The following is a 14,780-nucleotide window of genomic DNA, read 5'->3' as shown; positions in this document are numbered from 1 at the left end:
CTATGCAGAACTGGAAAGTGACCCCCGCCGAGGTGTTTGCCGCCTCCCCGCTGGTTCCCGTGATGGTCATCAATGAGCTGGATCAGGCCCTGCCGATGGCCAAGGCGCTGCTCGATGGCGGCATCTGTGTCTTCGAAATCACCCTGCGCACCCCGGTGGCGCTCGATGCCATCGCCCTGATCGCCAAGGCGATGCCGGATGCCATGGTCGGTGCCGGGACCGTGCTCAACTGCGAGCAGTTTGACGCTGCCGTCGCCGCCGGTGCCCGCTTCGTCATCTCCCCGGGGATGACCCCGGCCCTGCTGGCCCATGCGGCCAACAGCACGGCGCCGCTGATCCCGGGTGTGGCGACCCCGTCCGAAGTGATGCAGGCGCTGGAAGCGGGCTATGACCACCTGAAGTTCTTCCCGGCCGAAGCGAACGGCGGCACCAAGGCGCTCTCTGCCATTGCCGCGCCGCTGCCCCAAGTGAAGTTCTGCCCCACCGGCGGTATTGGCCCGAAAAACGTGGCCGACTATCTGGCGCTCAAGTGCGTGGCCACCGTCGGCGGCTCCTGGATGTTGCCGGCCGATGCGGTCAAGAGCGGCAACTGGGAGGAGGTGACCCGTCTCTCCCGCGAAGCGGTTGAGCTGGTTAAACGCTAAGCGTCAGTTGTGCAGAGAAAACAAACAGGCCACCCTCGGGTGGCCTGTTTGTTTTTTCGTTTCTCCCTCGCTGGGGCGCAAATATCTTCGCGCGGCCGATTACGCTGCGCTAATCGACCCAACCCGATCCGTTGTTGTGGGTTATCACCCGAGGCTTTCCCCTTCATAGAGAGAAAAACCGATGTCTTTGCGGGTCTCTGGCAAGGGGTGGCCATTGAGGCGCGCCAGCAGCATGGTAGCCGCCTCCCGGCCGATCGCTTCCCGCGGGGTGGCGATACTGGCCAGCTTGGGGGTCATGGCGTGGCCGATGTCGAGGGCGTTGCAACCGGCGATGGCGATCTGCTGGGGTACCGGGATCCACTTGGCCTGACACTGCAGCAGGGCACCGACCGCCAGGTCATCGTTGGTGCAGAACAGGCCGTCGAGGTCGGGATAGCGCACCAGCGCCTGATCCAGCAGCTCTCCCCCCAGGGTGAAGCTGGAGGATTGCTCGGTCAGCAGATGCTGGCCGGTGAGGCCGAAGTCGGTCATCGCCTGATAGTAGCCCTCCATCCGCAGCTGGGTACGCACGTCGAGCCGCGCCCCCAGATAGACCACCTTGCGTCGGCCCCGGCGCAGCATCTCTGTTACCATGGCCCGGGCGGCGGCTCTATGATCCATGCCGACCACCATGTCGATAGGGGTATCAGACAGATCCATGGTCTCCACCACCGGAATGCCGGCGGTGGCGATCATCTTGCGGGTGCGCTCGGTGTGCTGGCTGTCGGAGAGGATCAGCCCATCCACATGGTAGGAGAGCAGGGACGCGACCTGCTCCTCCTCCCGCTCCGGACTGTAGCCGTAGTGGGCCAGCAGGGTCTGGTAACCGGCCGGTCGGGTCACCGACTCGATGCCGTGGATCACCGCCGAGAAGACCTGGTTGGAGAGGGAGGGGATCAGGATGCCGATCGCCTTGCTGGTCGCGTTGGAGAGAATATCCGGCGCCCGGTTGGGAATATAGCCCAGCTCTTCCACCGCCGCCGCGATCCGCTCACGGGTCCCCTCCGCCACGGTCTGCGGGTCGCGCAGATAGCGGCTGACAGTCATCTTGGTCACGCCGGTCTGGTCGGCGATATCTTGCAGGGTGGGGCGGCGCTTGCGGGTGGGGCTCATAGGGGTGTCCAGGGTGGATGTTACATGTAACATTACCGTTTTCGGCAGATAAAGTCAGCATATGAAGCCGTTTTTGCAGGAGTTTTCCGATGATCAGAGGCAAGCAGTTCGTGGATGTCCGGTTCGAGCAACAGGATGTGGAGGGGGAGCAGTTCTCGGAGTGCCGCTTTATCGGCTGCAACTTCTCCTGGCTGGATCTGGCCGATAGCCGCTTCATCGACTGCAGCTTCTACGATCGGGAGAGCGAGCGGGGCTGCCTGTTGCAGGGTTGCGACCTGCGGGAGGCCAGCTTTCTGCGCTGCGATCTCACCATGGCCGATTGCAGCCGCAGCCAGTGTCTGGGGCTGGAGATGCGCGACTGTCAGGCGGTCGGCATCAACTTCGGCCACGCCAGCTTCGCCAACCAGATCACCGCCAAAAGCTACTTCTGCGATGCCCATCTGACCGGCAACAACTTCAGTTACGCCAGCTTCGAGGGGTGTCTGCTGGAAAAGTGCGAGCTGACCGAAAACCGCTGGCAGGGGGCCAACCTGTTCGGTGCCTCGCTGGCGGGATCCGATCTCAGCGGCTCCGAGTTTGGCCAGATCGACTGGACCAGCTTCAAGCTGCAGGGCTGCGATTTGCGCCAGTGCGATCTGCCGGGGCTGGATCTGCGTCGGGTCGATCTGCAGGGGGTGCAGATCAACGAGGATCAGCAGCAGACTTTGCTGGAGCAGATCGGTCTGGTTGTCTTTCCCTGAGCCGATCGAAAATTAGGTAATTTTTCATCAAATGGGAGCGACAGCGGGTTGCTGTACTCCTGAAACGACAAAAGCCTGCATGATGCAGGCTTTTGGTAGTGAGCGTGTGACGCGCTTGTCGGCCGGGTTAACTCAGCCCTTGGCCAGCCATTTGGTCGGGTTGATCGCCTCGCCCTGATAGCGGATCTCGAAGTAGAGGCCCGGTCTGTCCTGACCGCCACTGTCACCGACCAGTGCCACCGGTTCACCCTGTTCCACATTCTGGCCAACCTGGCGCAGCAGCGACTGATTGTGACCGTAGAGGCTCATATAGCCCTTACCGTGGTCGATCACCAGCAGCATGCCGAAACCGTCGAGCCAGTCGGCGTAGACCACTTGTCCCGGCGCGACCGCCTTGACCTGGGTCCCTTCGCTGGCGCCGATCAGGGTGCCTTTCCACTTGAGCTGGGCGGTGCGTGGCGAACCGTAGGAGATGAGGATCGGCCCCTGTACCGGCCAGCGCAGGCTGCCATTGGTCTTGAGGCCGCTGTAGTGGCCGGCAGTGCCAATGCCCGAGCCACGCTCCGGTTTGGTGCTGGCTACCTCTTCAACCGGTTCCGCCGGTTTGACGGTTTTGTTCTGCTGGGCGGCGAGTCGTTGCTGCTCGGCGCGGCGTTGCTCGGCCAGCTTGCGCTGACGCTCCTGCTCCGCTTTCAGCTTGGCCAACCGCTCCCGCTCGGCCCGTTCACGGCGCAGCTCTTCCAGCTTGGCTTTCAGCGCTTTCTCCGCCTTGACCAGCTTGGTGAGCTTCTGCTCGTCATCCTGCACCGACTGTTGCAACTGGTTGCGTACCTTGGCCCGGCTCTGCTGGCTGGCCAGCAGGGTCTGGTGATGCTCCTGCTGTTCGGCAAGCAGGGTCTGCAGTCTGGTTTCGGTCTCTTTGGTGGCCAGCTGGTTTTTCGCCAGCTTGTCACGGGTGGCGCGCAGGGCGTCGATGGCCTCGATGCGGGCCTTGTTCAGGTAGTCGTAGTAGTCGAGTGAGCGGCTCAGTTTGGCCGGATCCTGCTGATTGAGCAGCAGTTTGAGGTAGTCGTGGTTGCCCGCCTGAAAGGCGCTTTCCGCCTGCTTGGCCAGCAACTGCTTCTGATGTTTGGCTTGAACTTCCAGCGCCAGCTTGTCTTTTTGCAGGGTCGCCAGCTTCTGCTGGTTCTGCTTCAACTGCTGCCTGGTCTGGTTGAGTTTGGCGGCGGCGGCCGAGATGGCCTGCTCGTCAGCCTTGAGCTGGGTATTGAGCTTGGCAAGCTCCTGCTTGCTGAGCTTGATGGTCTTCTGTTGCTCTTTGATCTGGGACTGCATGGTGCCCAGCTGCTGATTGGCGGCAACGGCCGGGGTGGCGCCAAACGACAGGCAAAAAAACAGCGCGCCGGCCAACAGGCCGACGCGACTGGTTTTCTGTGAAATAACTTCGCATCCCCGCATGGGGAAGGATTATTTCAGAATCATCAGGGGCTTGCCAGTCATTTCCGGCGGCACCGGCAGACCCATCAGGGTCAGCATGGTGGGGGCCAGATCGGACAGTTTGCCACCTTCAGCAACCTCGGCTTTGCGACCGAAATAGATGAGCGGAACCGGCAGATTGGTGTGGGCGGTGTGGGCCTGACCAGTCTCTTCGTCCAGCATCTTCTCGGCGTTGCCGTGGTCGGCAGTGATCAGGCACTCGCCACCCACTTCGGCCAGCGCCTCGGTGACGCGACCCACGCAGTGGTCTACCGCTTCACAGGCTTTGACGGCGGCATCGAACACACCGGTGTGGCCAACCATGTCGCCATTCGGGTAGTTACAGATGATGACGTCGTACTTGCCGCTCTTGATGGCCGCAACCAGCTTGTCGGTCAGCTCTTCGGAGCTCATTTCCGGTTGCAGGTCATAGGTCGCCACTTTCGGGCTGGCGACGATTTCGCGATCTTCGCCAGCGAAGCAGGACTCTTCGCCACCGTTGAAGAAGAAGGTGACGTGAGCGTACTTCTCGGTTTCGGAGATGCGCAACTGGGTCTTGCCCTGCTTGGCCAGCCACTCACCCAGGGTGTTGACCAAGGCTGTCGGCGGATAGGCACAGGCGGTTTTGATATCGGCCGCGTATTCGGTCAGCATCACGAAGTTCAGCGCCGGGGTGGCGGCACGGGCGAAACCGGTGAAGTCGGCGTCAACGAAGGCGCGGGTGATTTCACGGGCACGGTCGGCACGGAAGTTCATGAAAATCAGCGCATCGCCATCTTCCATCGGTGCAGCTTCGCCGATGCGGGTCGCTTTGACGAACTCGTCGTTCTCGTCGCGGGCATAGGCGGCAGCCAGTGCTTCGGTGGCGCTCTCGGCGGTGAACTCGCCCTTGCCCTGAGTCATCAGGTCATAGGCTTGCTGCACGCGATCCCAGCGGTTGTCACGGTCCATCGCGAAGTAACGGCCGATCATGGAGGCGAAACGACCCTTGCCCAGCTTGGCAAACAGGGCGTCGAACAGCTCGATGGAGGACTGGGCGGAGCGCGGCGGCACGTCACGGCCATCCAGGAAGGCGTGCAGGTAGATCTTCTCGGCGCCACGCTTGGCGGCCATCTCGATCATGCCCATGATGTGCTCTTCGTGGCTGTGTACGCCACCCGGGGACATCAGGCCCATGATGTGAACGGCTTTGCCGTTGGTGACGGCAGCGTCAACAGCCTTGGCCAGCTCGACGTTCTGGAAGAAGTCGCCATCCTTGATGTCTTTGGAGATGCGGGTCAGCTCCTGATAGACGATGCGACCGGCACCGATGTTGACGTGACCTACTTCGGAGTTGCCCATCTGCCCATCCGGCAGACCGACGTCCAGACCGGAGCCGGAGATCAGGGTGCTGGTGTAGTCACGGGCCAGACGATCGAGGTTGGGAGTCTTGGCGGCAGCGACGGCATTGTGCTCTTGCTTGGTGCTGTAGCCCCAACCATCCATGATGACCAGAACCAAAGGTTTCTTAGCTGTTGACATAAGACTATGTCCTCTCGGATTGGAAAAAATGCGGGAAATGAAACTAGCGTAATATTACTACATCTGCCGAAATAGTCACCTGATAGCCAAGGGGCGCTCCCGCCGCCCCGCAAGCCACGCCCTTCCTGCCATGCTCGCGGCCCGATGATGATGGGAGCCTGCTCGCGCTTTGCCGCCAAGATGGCTGATCTTATCAATACCCCCATGTATACTCGGGCCCTTGTCTTGGTCCCTGGATAGTAGAAGATGCAAGAGTATTTGGATTTTGCGGCCCGTAACCCGCTGCTGACCGCAGCCTGGTTGGGTCTGGCTGGCACCCTGGTTTACACCACTGTGCGTGCCCGTTTGTCTCCGGTAAAAACCGTCAACAATCACACCGCGACCCTGCTGATCAACCGCGAGAATGCCACCGTGGTGGATATTCGCAGTCAGGAAGAGTTCGCCAAGGGCCATCTGGCCGGTGCCCAGCACCTGCCGCTGACCCAGATCCAGAGCAATAATCTGGGCCCGGTTGAAAAGCATAAAGATGCCCCCATCATAGTGGTGTGCGAGTCGGGAATGACTGCGGGCGGCGCGGGCCGTCAGCTGAGCAAAGCTGGCTTCAAGCAGGTTTATGTGCTCGGCGGTGGCATGGCCCAATGGCGTGCAGAAAATCTGCCGGTAACCAAGAAACGCTGATTTAAGCAGGGCCTGAGCCCACTTATCCATATAACAAGGAATCAAACGAAATGGCTGACGAGATCAACAACCAGGAAGTACAACCGGAATTCCACATCCAGCGTGTTTACACCAAGGATGTCTCTTTCGAAGCGCCGAACACCCCGCACATCTTCCAGAAAGAGTGGCAGCCGGACGTCAAGCTGGATATGGATACCAAGACCAATATCCTGGCTGAGAACGTGTACGAGGTTGTGCTGACCCTGACCGTGACTTGCAAACTGGAAACCGAAACTGCCTTCCTGTGCGAAGTACAGCAAGCCGGTATCTTCACCATCGGTAACCTGCCGGAGCCGCAACTGGCTCACTGCCTGGCTGCCTTCTGCCCGAACATCCTGTTCCCGTATGCCCGCGAAGCGGTGTCCAACCTGGTGAGTAAGGGTTCCTTCCCGCAGCTGAACCTGGCACCGGTCAACTTCGATGCCCTGTTTGCCCAGCACATGGCGCAAGCACAGGCCCAGCAGGCGACTGCGGAAGCCTGATAATGGCTGACCAGATCGCTATCTCGGTCTTGGGGGCGGGGTCTTATGGCTCCGCCCTTGCAATTTCTCTGGCGCGCAACGGTCATCCGACCCTGCTGTGGGGTCACGACCCCGCCCATGTCGCCGAGCTGGAACAAGACCGCTGCAACAAGGCATTTTTGCCTGATGTCCCCTTTCCCGCCGATCTGCAGCTGACTGCGGATCTGCAACGTGCGGTACAAGCTGCCCCCGTGCTGCTGCTGGTCGTGCCGAGCCATGTATTTGGCGATGTGCTGACCCGGATCAAGCCCTTCCTGCGCCCCGATACCCGTATCGCCTGGGCCACCAAGGGTCTGGAGCCGGACAGTGGCCGTCTGCTGCAGGATGTGGCCCGCGACGTGCTGGGTGACGAGATACCGCTGGCGGTGATCTCCGGCCCCACCTTCGCCAAGGAGCTGGCTGCCGGTTTGCCGACCGCTATCTCGGTCGCTTCGACCCACGACGAGTTTGCCGACGATCTCTCCCATCTGCTGCACTGTGGCCGCTCGTTCCGGGTCTATACCAATCCGGACTTCGTTGGCTTGCAGCTGGGTGGTGCGGTGAAGAACGTCATCGCCATCGGTGCCGGTCTCTCCGACGGGCTCGGGTTTGGCGCCAATGCCAGAACTGCGCTGATCACCCGGGGTCTGGTGGAGATGCAGCGTCTGGGTGCCGCCCTCGGAGCCGATGCCAAAACCTTTATGGGGATGGCGGGGCTCGGGGATCTGGTGCTCACCTGTACCGACAACCAGTCGCGCAATCGTCGCTTCGGGCTGGCCCTCGGGGCTGGCAAGGATGTGAACACCGCCATGACCGAGATTGGTCAGGTGGTGGAAGGGTATCGCAACACCAAAGAGGTGCATCTGCTGGCGGCCCGCTGCGGCGTCGAGATGCCCATCTGCGAGCAGATCTTCAAGGTGCTCTACGAGGGTAAGAACCCGAAAGAGGCGGCCATCGCCCTGTTGTCGCGAGACAAGAAGGACGAGTAATCGGCCGATTGCCCATGCAAAAGGCCCCGCCGGATGGCGGGGCCTTTTCTTTGCGCCGCAATGGCAGCAAATCAGTAGTAGGAGTGGTCGCCGCGCTGGTGCTCGGTGGCGTCTTTCACACCGTTGAGCTCGCCCGGGAATTTCTCCAGCAGCTGCTTCTCGATCCCCTCTTTCAGGGTGTAATCGACCATGGAGCAACCGTTGCAACCGCCGCCAAACTGCAGGATGGCCAGTTTGTCTTCGGTCAGTTCGACCAGGGTGACCTTGCCACCGTGACCGGCCAGCATGGGGTTCACTTCGGACATCAACACGTACTCGATGCGCTCGATCAGCGGCGCGTCATCGGCCACTTTACGCATTTTGGCGTTTGGTGCTTTCAGGGTGAGCTGGGAGCCCATCTGATCGGTCACGAAGTCGATGGTGGCATCCACCAGGAAGGGGGCGCTCAGGGGATCGACCATGCAGTCGAAGCCGCTGAAGGGCAGGTGTTGATCTTCCGGGTCCACGGCATCGGGCGGGCAATACGATACGCCACACTCGGCATTCTGGGTTCCCGGATTGACCACAAACACCCGGATATTGGTGCCATCAGGCTGTTTTTCCAGCAGTTTACGGAAATGGGCCTGGGCGGCGTCGGAAATGCTGATCATCACTATCCTCATAAACCTGAGTGTACGACTAGGGTATTCATGATAACGCGGTTATTAATGCTTGGGTAGCATGCCGATGGCTACTTGCTGTGCCGAAGGGTACGACAGATTGCCCACACTTCTACCTTTGTGATGCCGCTCTCATGGAGCAAACGGCTGAGCTGACCGGCGGTGGCGCCGGTGGTCACGACGTCATCGAGCAGGGCGACATGGCGATAGTGGTGGGGGCGGATCCGGAATGCCCCGCGCAGATTGCGCCGCCGCTGCCCGGCGCTCAGGGTTGTTTGCTGCGGTGTTGCCTTGATGCGCTGCAACAGGGTGTTGTCGCAGGGAATGCCGGTGAGTTCGCCAAGGGTTTGCGCGATCTCCTCCGCCTGATTGAAACCGCGCCACCACTGCCGCCACCAGTGCAGGGGAACCGGAATGATCGCCTCCGGCGGCTCGCGGCCATCCAGATGATCGGCCAAGAGGCGTGCCAGTAGCGGCGCCAACAGGATCTGGCCGGAATATTTGAGCCTGGGGATCAGCATGGGGTAGGGGGCCTGGTAGTCGCCGATCACCTGTAACCGATCCCAGGGGGGAGGTCTGCGCTGGCAGCGACCGCAGACCGGTCTGCTCTCTTCTATATAGTCAGCCAGCGGTGCGGCGCAGAGGCGGCATCTTGGCTGTGACTGTTGCAGCGCCTGCCGACACCAGCTGCAGAGCAGGGGCTCGCTGTCGCAAGGTTGATGGCAGAGCAGGCAGCTCCCTTGCCAGTCGCCGTGGCTGCCGAGCAACGGGCTTGCTTTAGCGAGCAGTCGCTTTAACATGCTGACCCCAAGAGCATGAACAGGGATCTTGAGTCTAGATGAGCATATCGGTAGAGCAGTTTGGCCAGGGGCCCGATCTGGTGCTGTTGCACGGTTGGGGGATGAACGGTGCGGTCTGGCATGGCATTGCCCAGCAGTTGGCGTCCCACTATCGGGTTCATCTGGTGGACTTGCCCGGTTTTGGCAACAGCCCGCTGGCCGAGGGCGTCGATTATAACCTGCCATGGTTGGCGGAGCAGGTCGCCACCGTGTTGCCAGAGAAGTGCCATCTGTTGGGGTGGTCGCTCGGCGGTCTGGTGGCAAGCCAGCTGGCGCTGACTCATCCCGATCGGTTGCACTCCCTGATCACCGTGGCCAGCTCCCCCTGTTTCATGGCCCGCGATGAGTGGCCCGGGATCGCCCCCAAGGTGCTGACCGGCTTCAACCAGATGCTGGCGGGGGATTTTCGCCAGACCATAGAGCGTTTTCTGGCGATCCAGGCGATGGGCAGCGAACATGCCCGGGACGATATCCGCCAGTTGCGTCACTGGCTGGCCGAGCGCCCGTCGCCCCAGTTTGCCGCACTCGAGGCCGGACTGACGCTGTTGGCCTATATTGATCTGCGCGAACCGCTGCAGGAGCTGGATCTGCCCTGGTTGCGGATCTATGGCCGACTGGATTCATTGGTGCCCAAGGTGGCCATTCCGCTGCTGGATGATCTCTACCCTGCCAGCCGCAGCGTGACCCTCAATAAGGCCTCACACGCACCTTTTATCTCCCATCCTGACGAATTCATTGAAATCGTTCGAGATTTTGTTGGCTAAAAAACAGCCAGCAAGCTTCATTAATCCTCTGGTCTGGCGGATAATTAAGCTGTGACCAGAGGAGTAACATCATGCGTATTGATTCTGCTTTCAACAGCGGGGTACAGGGATTTCAGCGAGCCGAGCAGATTGCCGACAAGGCATCCAATCAGATCGCCCGCCTCAACACCCCCAGCGGGGATCAGGTGCAAGTGACCGATGAGCTCGTCAATCTCAAGGTGGCCGAGCAGCAGGCTGGCGCTTCCGCCAAGGTAGTGCAGACCGCCAGCGATATGATGGGAACCCTGATCGACATCCGGGTGTGAGATGAACATCAATGTCAGTCTGCCCCCCCTTATCCCGACACAGCTGCAACCCCAGGTGGAAGCGGCCAGGACGGATAATCGCCGGGCAGAGCTGATCCCGCAGGCCCGACAGGGTCAAGCCTCAAGTGCCGAATCCGAAGTCGGCTCCCAGAAAGAGAAATCCAAAGCCGGTCAGGCCTCCAGCAATCAAAGCTCCCAGAACAGCCGTGAAACAGGGCAACCGGCGCCGACGACCTTGCCAGACAATCGCTTTGTCGAGGCAACCGGTGAGGATGGGCAGCGCAAGCAGCAAGATCCCAAACAGCAGGAGCAGCAACAGCGGCAAGAGCAGCAGGTTCAGGATCTGATCGAGCGTGATCAGGAGGTACGCACCCACGAGCAGGCCCACCAGTCAGCGGGTGGAGAGTACGCCAGCTCGCCCACCTATCAGTTTACGCAAGGGCCGGATGGCAAGCGTTATGCGACGGGTGGCGAAGTCCAGATAGATACCAGTGCCGTGCCCGGTGACCCTGCCGCCACCATCGCCAAAATGCAGCAGATACGCTCTGCGGCGCTGGCGCCTGCCGAGCCTTCCGCGCAGGATCTGGCCGTCGCGCGCAGCGCCGCCGCGAGTGAAGCCAAGGCGCGCAAAGAGCTGATGGCCGAGCAGAGCTCGAAATCGGGCGGTGTGCTGAGCGCCTATATGGACAAGCGTAACAGCGTCATCGCCGGACGCTATCAGCAGGCCGTCAGCCCGGCCGCTAACCAGTCCCTCAGCCTGCATATCTGAATCACGCTCGCCAAACTTTCAGCTGCGTTACCTGTTTTGCAACTAATCTGAAGATCAGGCCCATTCCAATTTCACAGGAGCTGTCATGCATTTCGATGAAGTCAAAGCGGAAGATTTCACCACCTTCTCCCGTGTACCACCCCCCCACCTGCAGATGGAGCAGTTTCTGATGCAGCTCGGAGGAGGGGGAACCGAAGGAACCCATTTCAAGAAAAAAGTCATGCTGGCGGCTGGCTGGAGCCACACCGGCGTCGTCTCTTACGGCAAGTATCCGCAAGAGGCCTGCAAGGCATTCAATCGACTGCGGGAGGTGCTGGCCCAGCATGGAGAGCCCGAGAGCATTCTTGCCGCACTGGCCCAGTAATCCTGTACTTCGCGTGTAAAAAAGCCCCTTGCGGGGCTTTTTGCATTCAGAGGGCTTCTGGAAGGCTTCGTTACTTTTTCGCTTTGGAGAGCGCCGCCGCAAAGGCGTTGCCCATGGCTCCACCCATAGGGGTGCTTTGTCGTGGCTCATTTCTTGGCTTGGCGTTGCCAGCGCTGCTGTTGCGCGTTTCAGCCGGTTTGCGGGCCGGTTGTCCCGCTTTCTCGTCGAGGCGCATGGTCAGGCTGATCCGCTTGCGCGGTGCATCCACCTCCAGCACCTTGACCCGCACAATGTCGCCCGCCTTGACCACCTCGCGAGGATCCTTGACGAAGCGGTCGGTCAGGGAGGAAATGTGCACCAGCCCATCCTGATGAACACCGATATCGACGAAGGCGCCGAAGTTGGTGACGTTGGTGACCACCCCTTCCAGTACCATCTCGGGCACCAGGTCGCTGATCTTCTCCACCCCTTCCTTGAAGGTCGCGGTTTTGAACTCGGGGCGAGGGTCGCGGCCCGGCTTGTCCAGCTCGCCGATGATGTCGGTGACGGTGGGCACGCCGAATTGTTCATCGGTGTAGTCGGCCGGTTTCAGGCTGCGCAGCAGGCTGCTGTTGCCGAGCAGGCTCTCCACGGTCTGCTCCAGCCTGGCGAGGATCCGCTCCACCACCGGATAGGACTCCGGGTGCACCGCCGAGCTGTCGAGGGGATTGCTGCCGCCGCGAATGCGCAGGAAGCCGGCGCACTGTTCGAAGGCTTTGGGGCCGAGTCGGCTTACTTTCAGCAACTGCTGACGGCTCTTGAAGGCTCCGTGCTCATCTCGGTAGGCGACGATGTTCTGTGCCAGCGTCTGGGAGAGGCCGGAAACCCGGTTGAGCAGGGCGACCGAGGCGGTGTTCACATCGACACCGACCGCGTTTACGCAATCCTCGACCACCGCATCCAGTCGGCGGGCCAGCTGGCTCTGGCCGACGTCGTGCTGATACTGGCCCACCCCGATGCTCTTGGGGTCGATCTTGACCAGCTCGGCCAACGGGTCTTGCAGGCGGCGGGCGATGGAGACGGCACCGCGGATCGAGACGTCGAGATCCGGGAACTCCTGAGAGGCGAGCTCGGAGGCGGAGTAGACCGAGGCCCCTGCCTCGCTCACTACTATCTTCTGCGCCTTGGCCGCCGGGTAGCGTTCGAACAGATCGCTCACCAGTCGGTCGGTCTCCCGTGAGGCGGTGCCGTTGCCGATGCTGATGAGCTCGACCTTGTGTTTCTGGCACAGCTCGCTCAGGGTCTTGAGGCTTTGATCAATCTGACGTTTCGGTTCGAACGGATAGATGGTGGCGTGATCGACCAGTTTGCCGGTGGCATCCACTACCGCCACCTTGACCCCGGTGCGGATGCCCGGATCCAGCCCCATGGTGCAGCGCATGCCCGCCGGGGCCGCCATCAGCAGATCCTTGAGGTTCATGGCGAACACCTTGATCGCCTCGTCTTCGGCCGACTCGCGGATGCGGCCGATCAACTCGGTCTCCATCTGCAGCGACAGCTTGATCTTCCAGGTCCAGCTCACCACTCCTTGCAGCCATTTGTCGGCCGGGCGGTTCTGCAGATTGAGCCTGAGGTGGTGGGCAATGATCCCTTCGCAAGGGCTGGCACTCTCATTGTCACCGGTGACCAGCGCCAGATTGAGGATCCCCTCGTTGCGGCCGCGCAGCATGGCCAGTACCCGGTGGGAGGGCGCCTTGTGCAGCGGCTCATCGTGTTCGAAATAGTCTTTGAATTTGGCCCCTTCCTGCTCCTTGCCTGCCACTACGCGGGCGCGCAGGGTGGCGTTCTGCCACAGGTAGTCGCGCAGCTTCTCCAGCAGGTCGGCCTGCTCGGCGAAGCGCTCCATCAGGATGTAGCGGGCGCCGTCGAGGGCGGCCTTGCTGTCGTTTATTCCCTGCTCGGCATTGAGGAAGGCGGTGGCAGCCTGTTCGGGATCCTGCATCGTGTCGCTGAGCAGCAGGTTGGCCAGCGGCTCCAGCCCTGCTTCGAGCGCCATCTGCCCTTTGGTGCGGCGTTTGGGCTTGTAGGGAAGGTAGAGATCTTCCAGCCGGGTCTTGCTGTCGGCGCCGTGCAGTTCGCGGGCCAGCTCGGGGGTCAGCTTGCCCTGCTCCTCGATGGAGCGAATGATCACCTGACGGCGATCTTCCAGCTCACGCAGATAGCCGAGGCGGCTCTCCAGAGTACGCAGTTGGCTGTCGTCCAGACCGCCGGTCACCTCTTTACGGTAACGGGCGATAAAGGGCACGGTCGAGCCTTCATCCAGCAGGCGCACTGCTGCCTGCACCTGCTCCGGGCGAGCATTGAGCTCACCGGCAATCTGTCTCTCTATGGTTTGCATCATGATGTTGTTGAGGGCCTCTGTGGTCGAGTCCGCGCCATCGGGCGCCAAGTGTGAGCACTATATGGGGTCGTGTAGCGGGATGCCACCCTGCGCCGGGGTCACCGTCACGCAGATTGATGGGGCTGTAGGGGATGGCGCTTATCTTGCCTTGGCACCTGCTGCTCAGGATGTGCCTGTGGCAAGCAACCCGCCAGCAGTCCGACTATTTGGGGTAGCTGATCTCGTTGATATACCAGCAGGCGTCACCGACTGGCGTGCGGACGATGGCTTCGTCCCCGACCTCTTTCTTGAGCAGGGCGCGGGCCATGGGGGAGTCGATGGAGATGTAATCCTTGCGCTCGAAGATTTCGTCATAGCCGACGATGCGAAAACGCTTGGTCTCGCCTTCCTCGTTTTCCACCTCGACCCAAGCACCGAAGAACACCTTGCCTTCCTGTGCGGGGGCATAGTCGACGATCCCCAGCTCTTCAAGGCATTTGCGCAGGTAGCGTACCCGCCGGTCGATCTCCCGCAGCCGCTTTTTGTTGTACTGGTAGTCGGCATTCTCGCTGCGATCCCCCAGACTGGCAGCCCATGCCACCTTCCTGGTGACCTCGGGGCGCTCCTGACGCCAGAGGAAATCGAGCTCTTCTTTCAGCTTGTTGTAGCCTTCGCGGGTGATCAGCTTTGTCTTCATGGTGATGCGGACCTGGTCAAAGAGGGGTAATCATCGCTAACTGCTCGGGAATATTAGCTTTTGTCCCTTTTCTGTCGAGATAAATCGTACTGGTCTGGCTGGATCCCTCAAGAGGGAGGTGGCGAGGTCGGTGACTTCATGGCCGTCACGCTATAGAAATGGGTAATAACCGGTAACATATTTATGCTTTGCTCCCGTGATATCCCCCCCTAAATAGCTGTTCCGAATAGTAGATCACCGGAGGAAGGGAACTCAGTCCAGTTTGTGCGATCTGATTAGTCGCTA

At 60.8% G+C, this 14,780-nt stretch carries 16 protein-coding genes; 9 read left to right on the top strand and 7 right to left on the bottom strand.

From position 1 onward, the window contains the following. Positions 1 to 2 precede the first annotated feature (2 nt). Positions 3 to 644: a bifunctional 4-hydroxy-2-oxoglutarate aldolase/2-dehydro-3-deoxy-phosphogluconate aldolase gene (locus tag OKC40_RS02150; protein ID WP_270793978.1), complete on the top strand. Its 642-nt coding sequence runs from the start codon at positions 3 to 5 to the stop codon at positions 642 to 644. 144 nt (positions 645 to 788) lie between these two features. Here OKC40_RS02150 and OKC40_RS02145 read toward each other — a convergent pair whose 3' ends face one another. Further along, entirely contained in the window at positions 789 to 1,796 is a 1,008-nt protein-coding gene (locus tag OKC40_RS02145) for a substrate-binding domain-containing protein (protein ID WP_270793977.1), read from the bottom strand. An 89-nt stretch (positions 1,797 to 1,885) separates the two neighbouring features. Between OKC40_RS02145 and OKC40_RS02140 the strand changes: the two genes are divergently transcribed. Continuing rightward, positions 1,886 to 2,536, top strand: a complete 651-nt coding sequence (locus OKC40_RS02140; protein ID WP_182938462.1) for a Qnr family pentapeptide repeat protein — start codon at positions 1,886 to 1,888, stop codon at positions 2,534 to 2,536. Between the two features lie 132 nt (positions 2,537 to 2,668). Here the strand turns inward: OKC40_RS02140 and envC are convergent, their stop codons facing one another. After that, positions 2,669 to 3,994 (bottom strand): murein hydrolase activator EnvC, encoded by a 1,326-nt coding sequence (gene envC / locus OKC40_RS02135; RefSeq protein ID WP_270793976.1) that lies wholly within the window; start codon positions 3,992 to 3,994, stop codon positions 2,669 to 2,671. Positions 3,995 to 4,003: 9 nt separating this feature from the next. Continuing rightward, complete coding sequence (gene gpmM / locus OKC40_RS02130; RefSeq protein ID WP_111809377.1) at positions 4,004 to 5,533, bottom strand: 2,3-bisphosphoglycerate-independent phosphoglycerate mutase; 1,530 nt, start codon at positions 5,531 to 5,533, stop codon at positions 4,004 to 4,006. A 246-nt stretch (positions 5,534 to 5,779) separates the two neighbouring features. Between gpmM and OKC40_RS02125 the strand changes: the two genes are divergently transcribed. From OKC40_RS02125 to gpsA, 3 genes are read left to right on the top strand one after another with little or no spacing between them, the layout of a single operon-like run. Next, positions 5,780 to 6,211: a rhodanese-like domain-containing protein gene (locus tag OKC40_RS02125; protein ID WP_042059188.1), complete on the top strand. Its 432-nt coding sequence runs from the start codon at positions 5,780 to 5,782 to the stop codon at positions 6,209 to 6,211. A 50-nt stretch (positions 6,212 to 6,261) separates the two neighbouring features. Then, the gene (gene secB / locus OKC40_RS02120) at positions 6,262 to 6,732 is read left to right on the top strand and encodes a protein-export chaperone SecB (protein ID WP_270793975.1); all 471 of its coding nucleotides are present in this window, start codon (positions 6,262 to 6,264) and stop codon (positions 6,730 to 6,732) included. A gap of 2 nt (positions 6,733 to 6,734) precedes the next feature. Continuing rightward, a complete protein-coding gene (gene gpsA, locus OKC40_RS02115; protein ID WP_042059184.1) occupies positions 6,735 to 7,739 on the top strand; it encodes an NAD(P)H-dependent glycerol-3-phosphate dehydrogenase in 1,005 nt (334 codons plus the stop codon). A gap of 71 nt (positions 7,740 to 7,810) precedes the next feature. On the opposite strand, the gene nfuA is transcribed toward gpsA, so the two are convergent. Beyond that, the gene (nfuA, locus tag OKC40_RS02110; RefSeq protein ID WP_005340636.1) at positions 7,811 to 8,389 is read right to left on the bottom strand and encodes a Fe-S biogenesis protein NfuA; all 579 of its coding nucleotides are present in this window, start codon (positions 8,387 to 8,389) and stop codon (positions 7,811 to 7,813) included. An 80-nt stretch (positions 8,390 to 8,469) separates the two neighbouring features. Beyond that, on the bottom strand, positions 8,470 to 9,198 hold the full coding sequence (locus OKC40_RS02105) for a ComF family protein (RefSeq protein ID WP_270793974.1): 729 nt from the start codon (positions 9,196 to 9,198) through the stop codon (positions 8,470 to 8,472). Positions 9,199 to 9,236: 38 nt separating this feature from the next. Here OKC40_RS02105 and bioH point away from each other — a divergent pair, with 38 nt between their 5' ends. The 4 genes from bioH (at position 9,237) to OKC40_RS02085 (ending at position 11,439) form a co-directional block, all read left to right on the top strand. Beyond that, entirely contained in the window at positions 9,237 to 10,001 is a 765-nt protein-coding gene (bioH, locus tag OKC40_RS02100; RefSeq protein ID WP_270793973.1) for a pimeloyl-ACP methyl ester esterase BioH, read from the top strand. Positions 10,002 to 10,072: 71 nt separating this feature from the next. After that, positions 10,073 to 10,306 (top strand): flagellar basal body rod C-terminal domain-containing protein, encoded by a 234-nt coding sequence (locus OKC40_RS02095; protein WP_005340632.1) that lies wholly within the window; start codon positions 10,073 to 10,075, stop codon positions 10,304 to 10,306. Between the two features lies 1 nt (position 10,307). Then, positions 10,308 to 11,075, top strand: coding sequence for a putative metalloprotease CJM1_0395 family protein (locus OKC40_RS02090; RefSeq protein WP_182938458.1), 768 nt, complete (start codon positions 10,308 to 10,310; stop codon positions 11,073 to 11,075). A gap of 85 nt (positions 11,076 to 11,160) precedes the next feature. Next, a complete protein-coding gene (locus OKC40_RS02085; protein ID WP_042059175.1) occupies positions 11,161 to 11,439 on the top strand; it encodes a hypothetical protein in 279 nt (92 codons plus the stop codon). A gap of 70 nt (positions 11,440 to 11,509) precedes the next feature. Here the strand turns inward: OKC40_RS02085 and OKC40_RS02080 are convergent, their stop codons facing one another. Together OKC40_RS02080 and greB are read right to left on the bottom strand one after the other, a co-directional pair. After that, on the bottom strand, positions 11,510 to 13,819 hold the full coding sequence (locus tag OKC40_RS02080; RefSeq protein ID WP_234603796.1) for a Tex family protein: 2,310 nt from the start codon (positions 13,817 to 13,819) through the stop codon (positions 11,510 to 11,512). Between the two features lie 202 nt (positions 13,820 to 14,021). Next, complete coding sequence (greB, locus tag OKC40_RS02075; protein WP_042059173.1) at positions 14,022 to 14,495, bottom strand: transcription elongation factor GreB; 474 nt, start codon at positions 14,493 to 14,495, stop codon at positions 14,022 to 14,024. Positions 14,496 to 14,780: the final 285 nt, after the last annotated feature.

It is taken from the genome of Aeromonas sp. QDB11, from assembly GCF_027705265.1.
GTDB lineage: Bacteria > Pseudomonadota > Gammaproteobacteria > Enterobacterales > Aeromonadaceae > Aeromonas > Aeromonas allosaccharophila.
The sequence above is the reverse complement of the archived record's forward strand: the minus strand, read 5'-3'. Positions and strand labels throughout refer to the sequence as shown.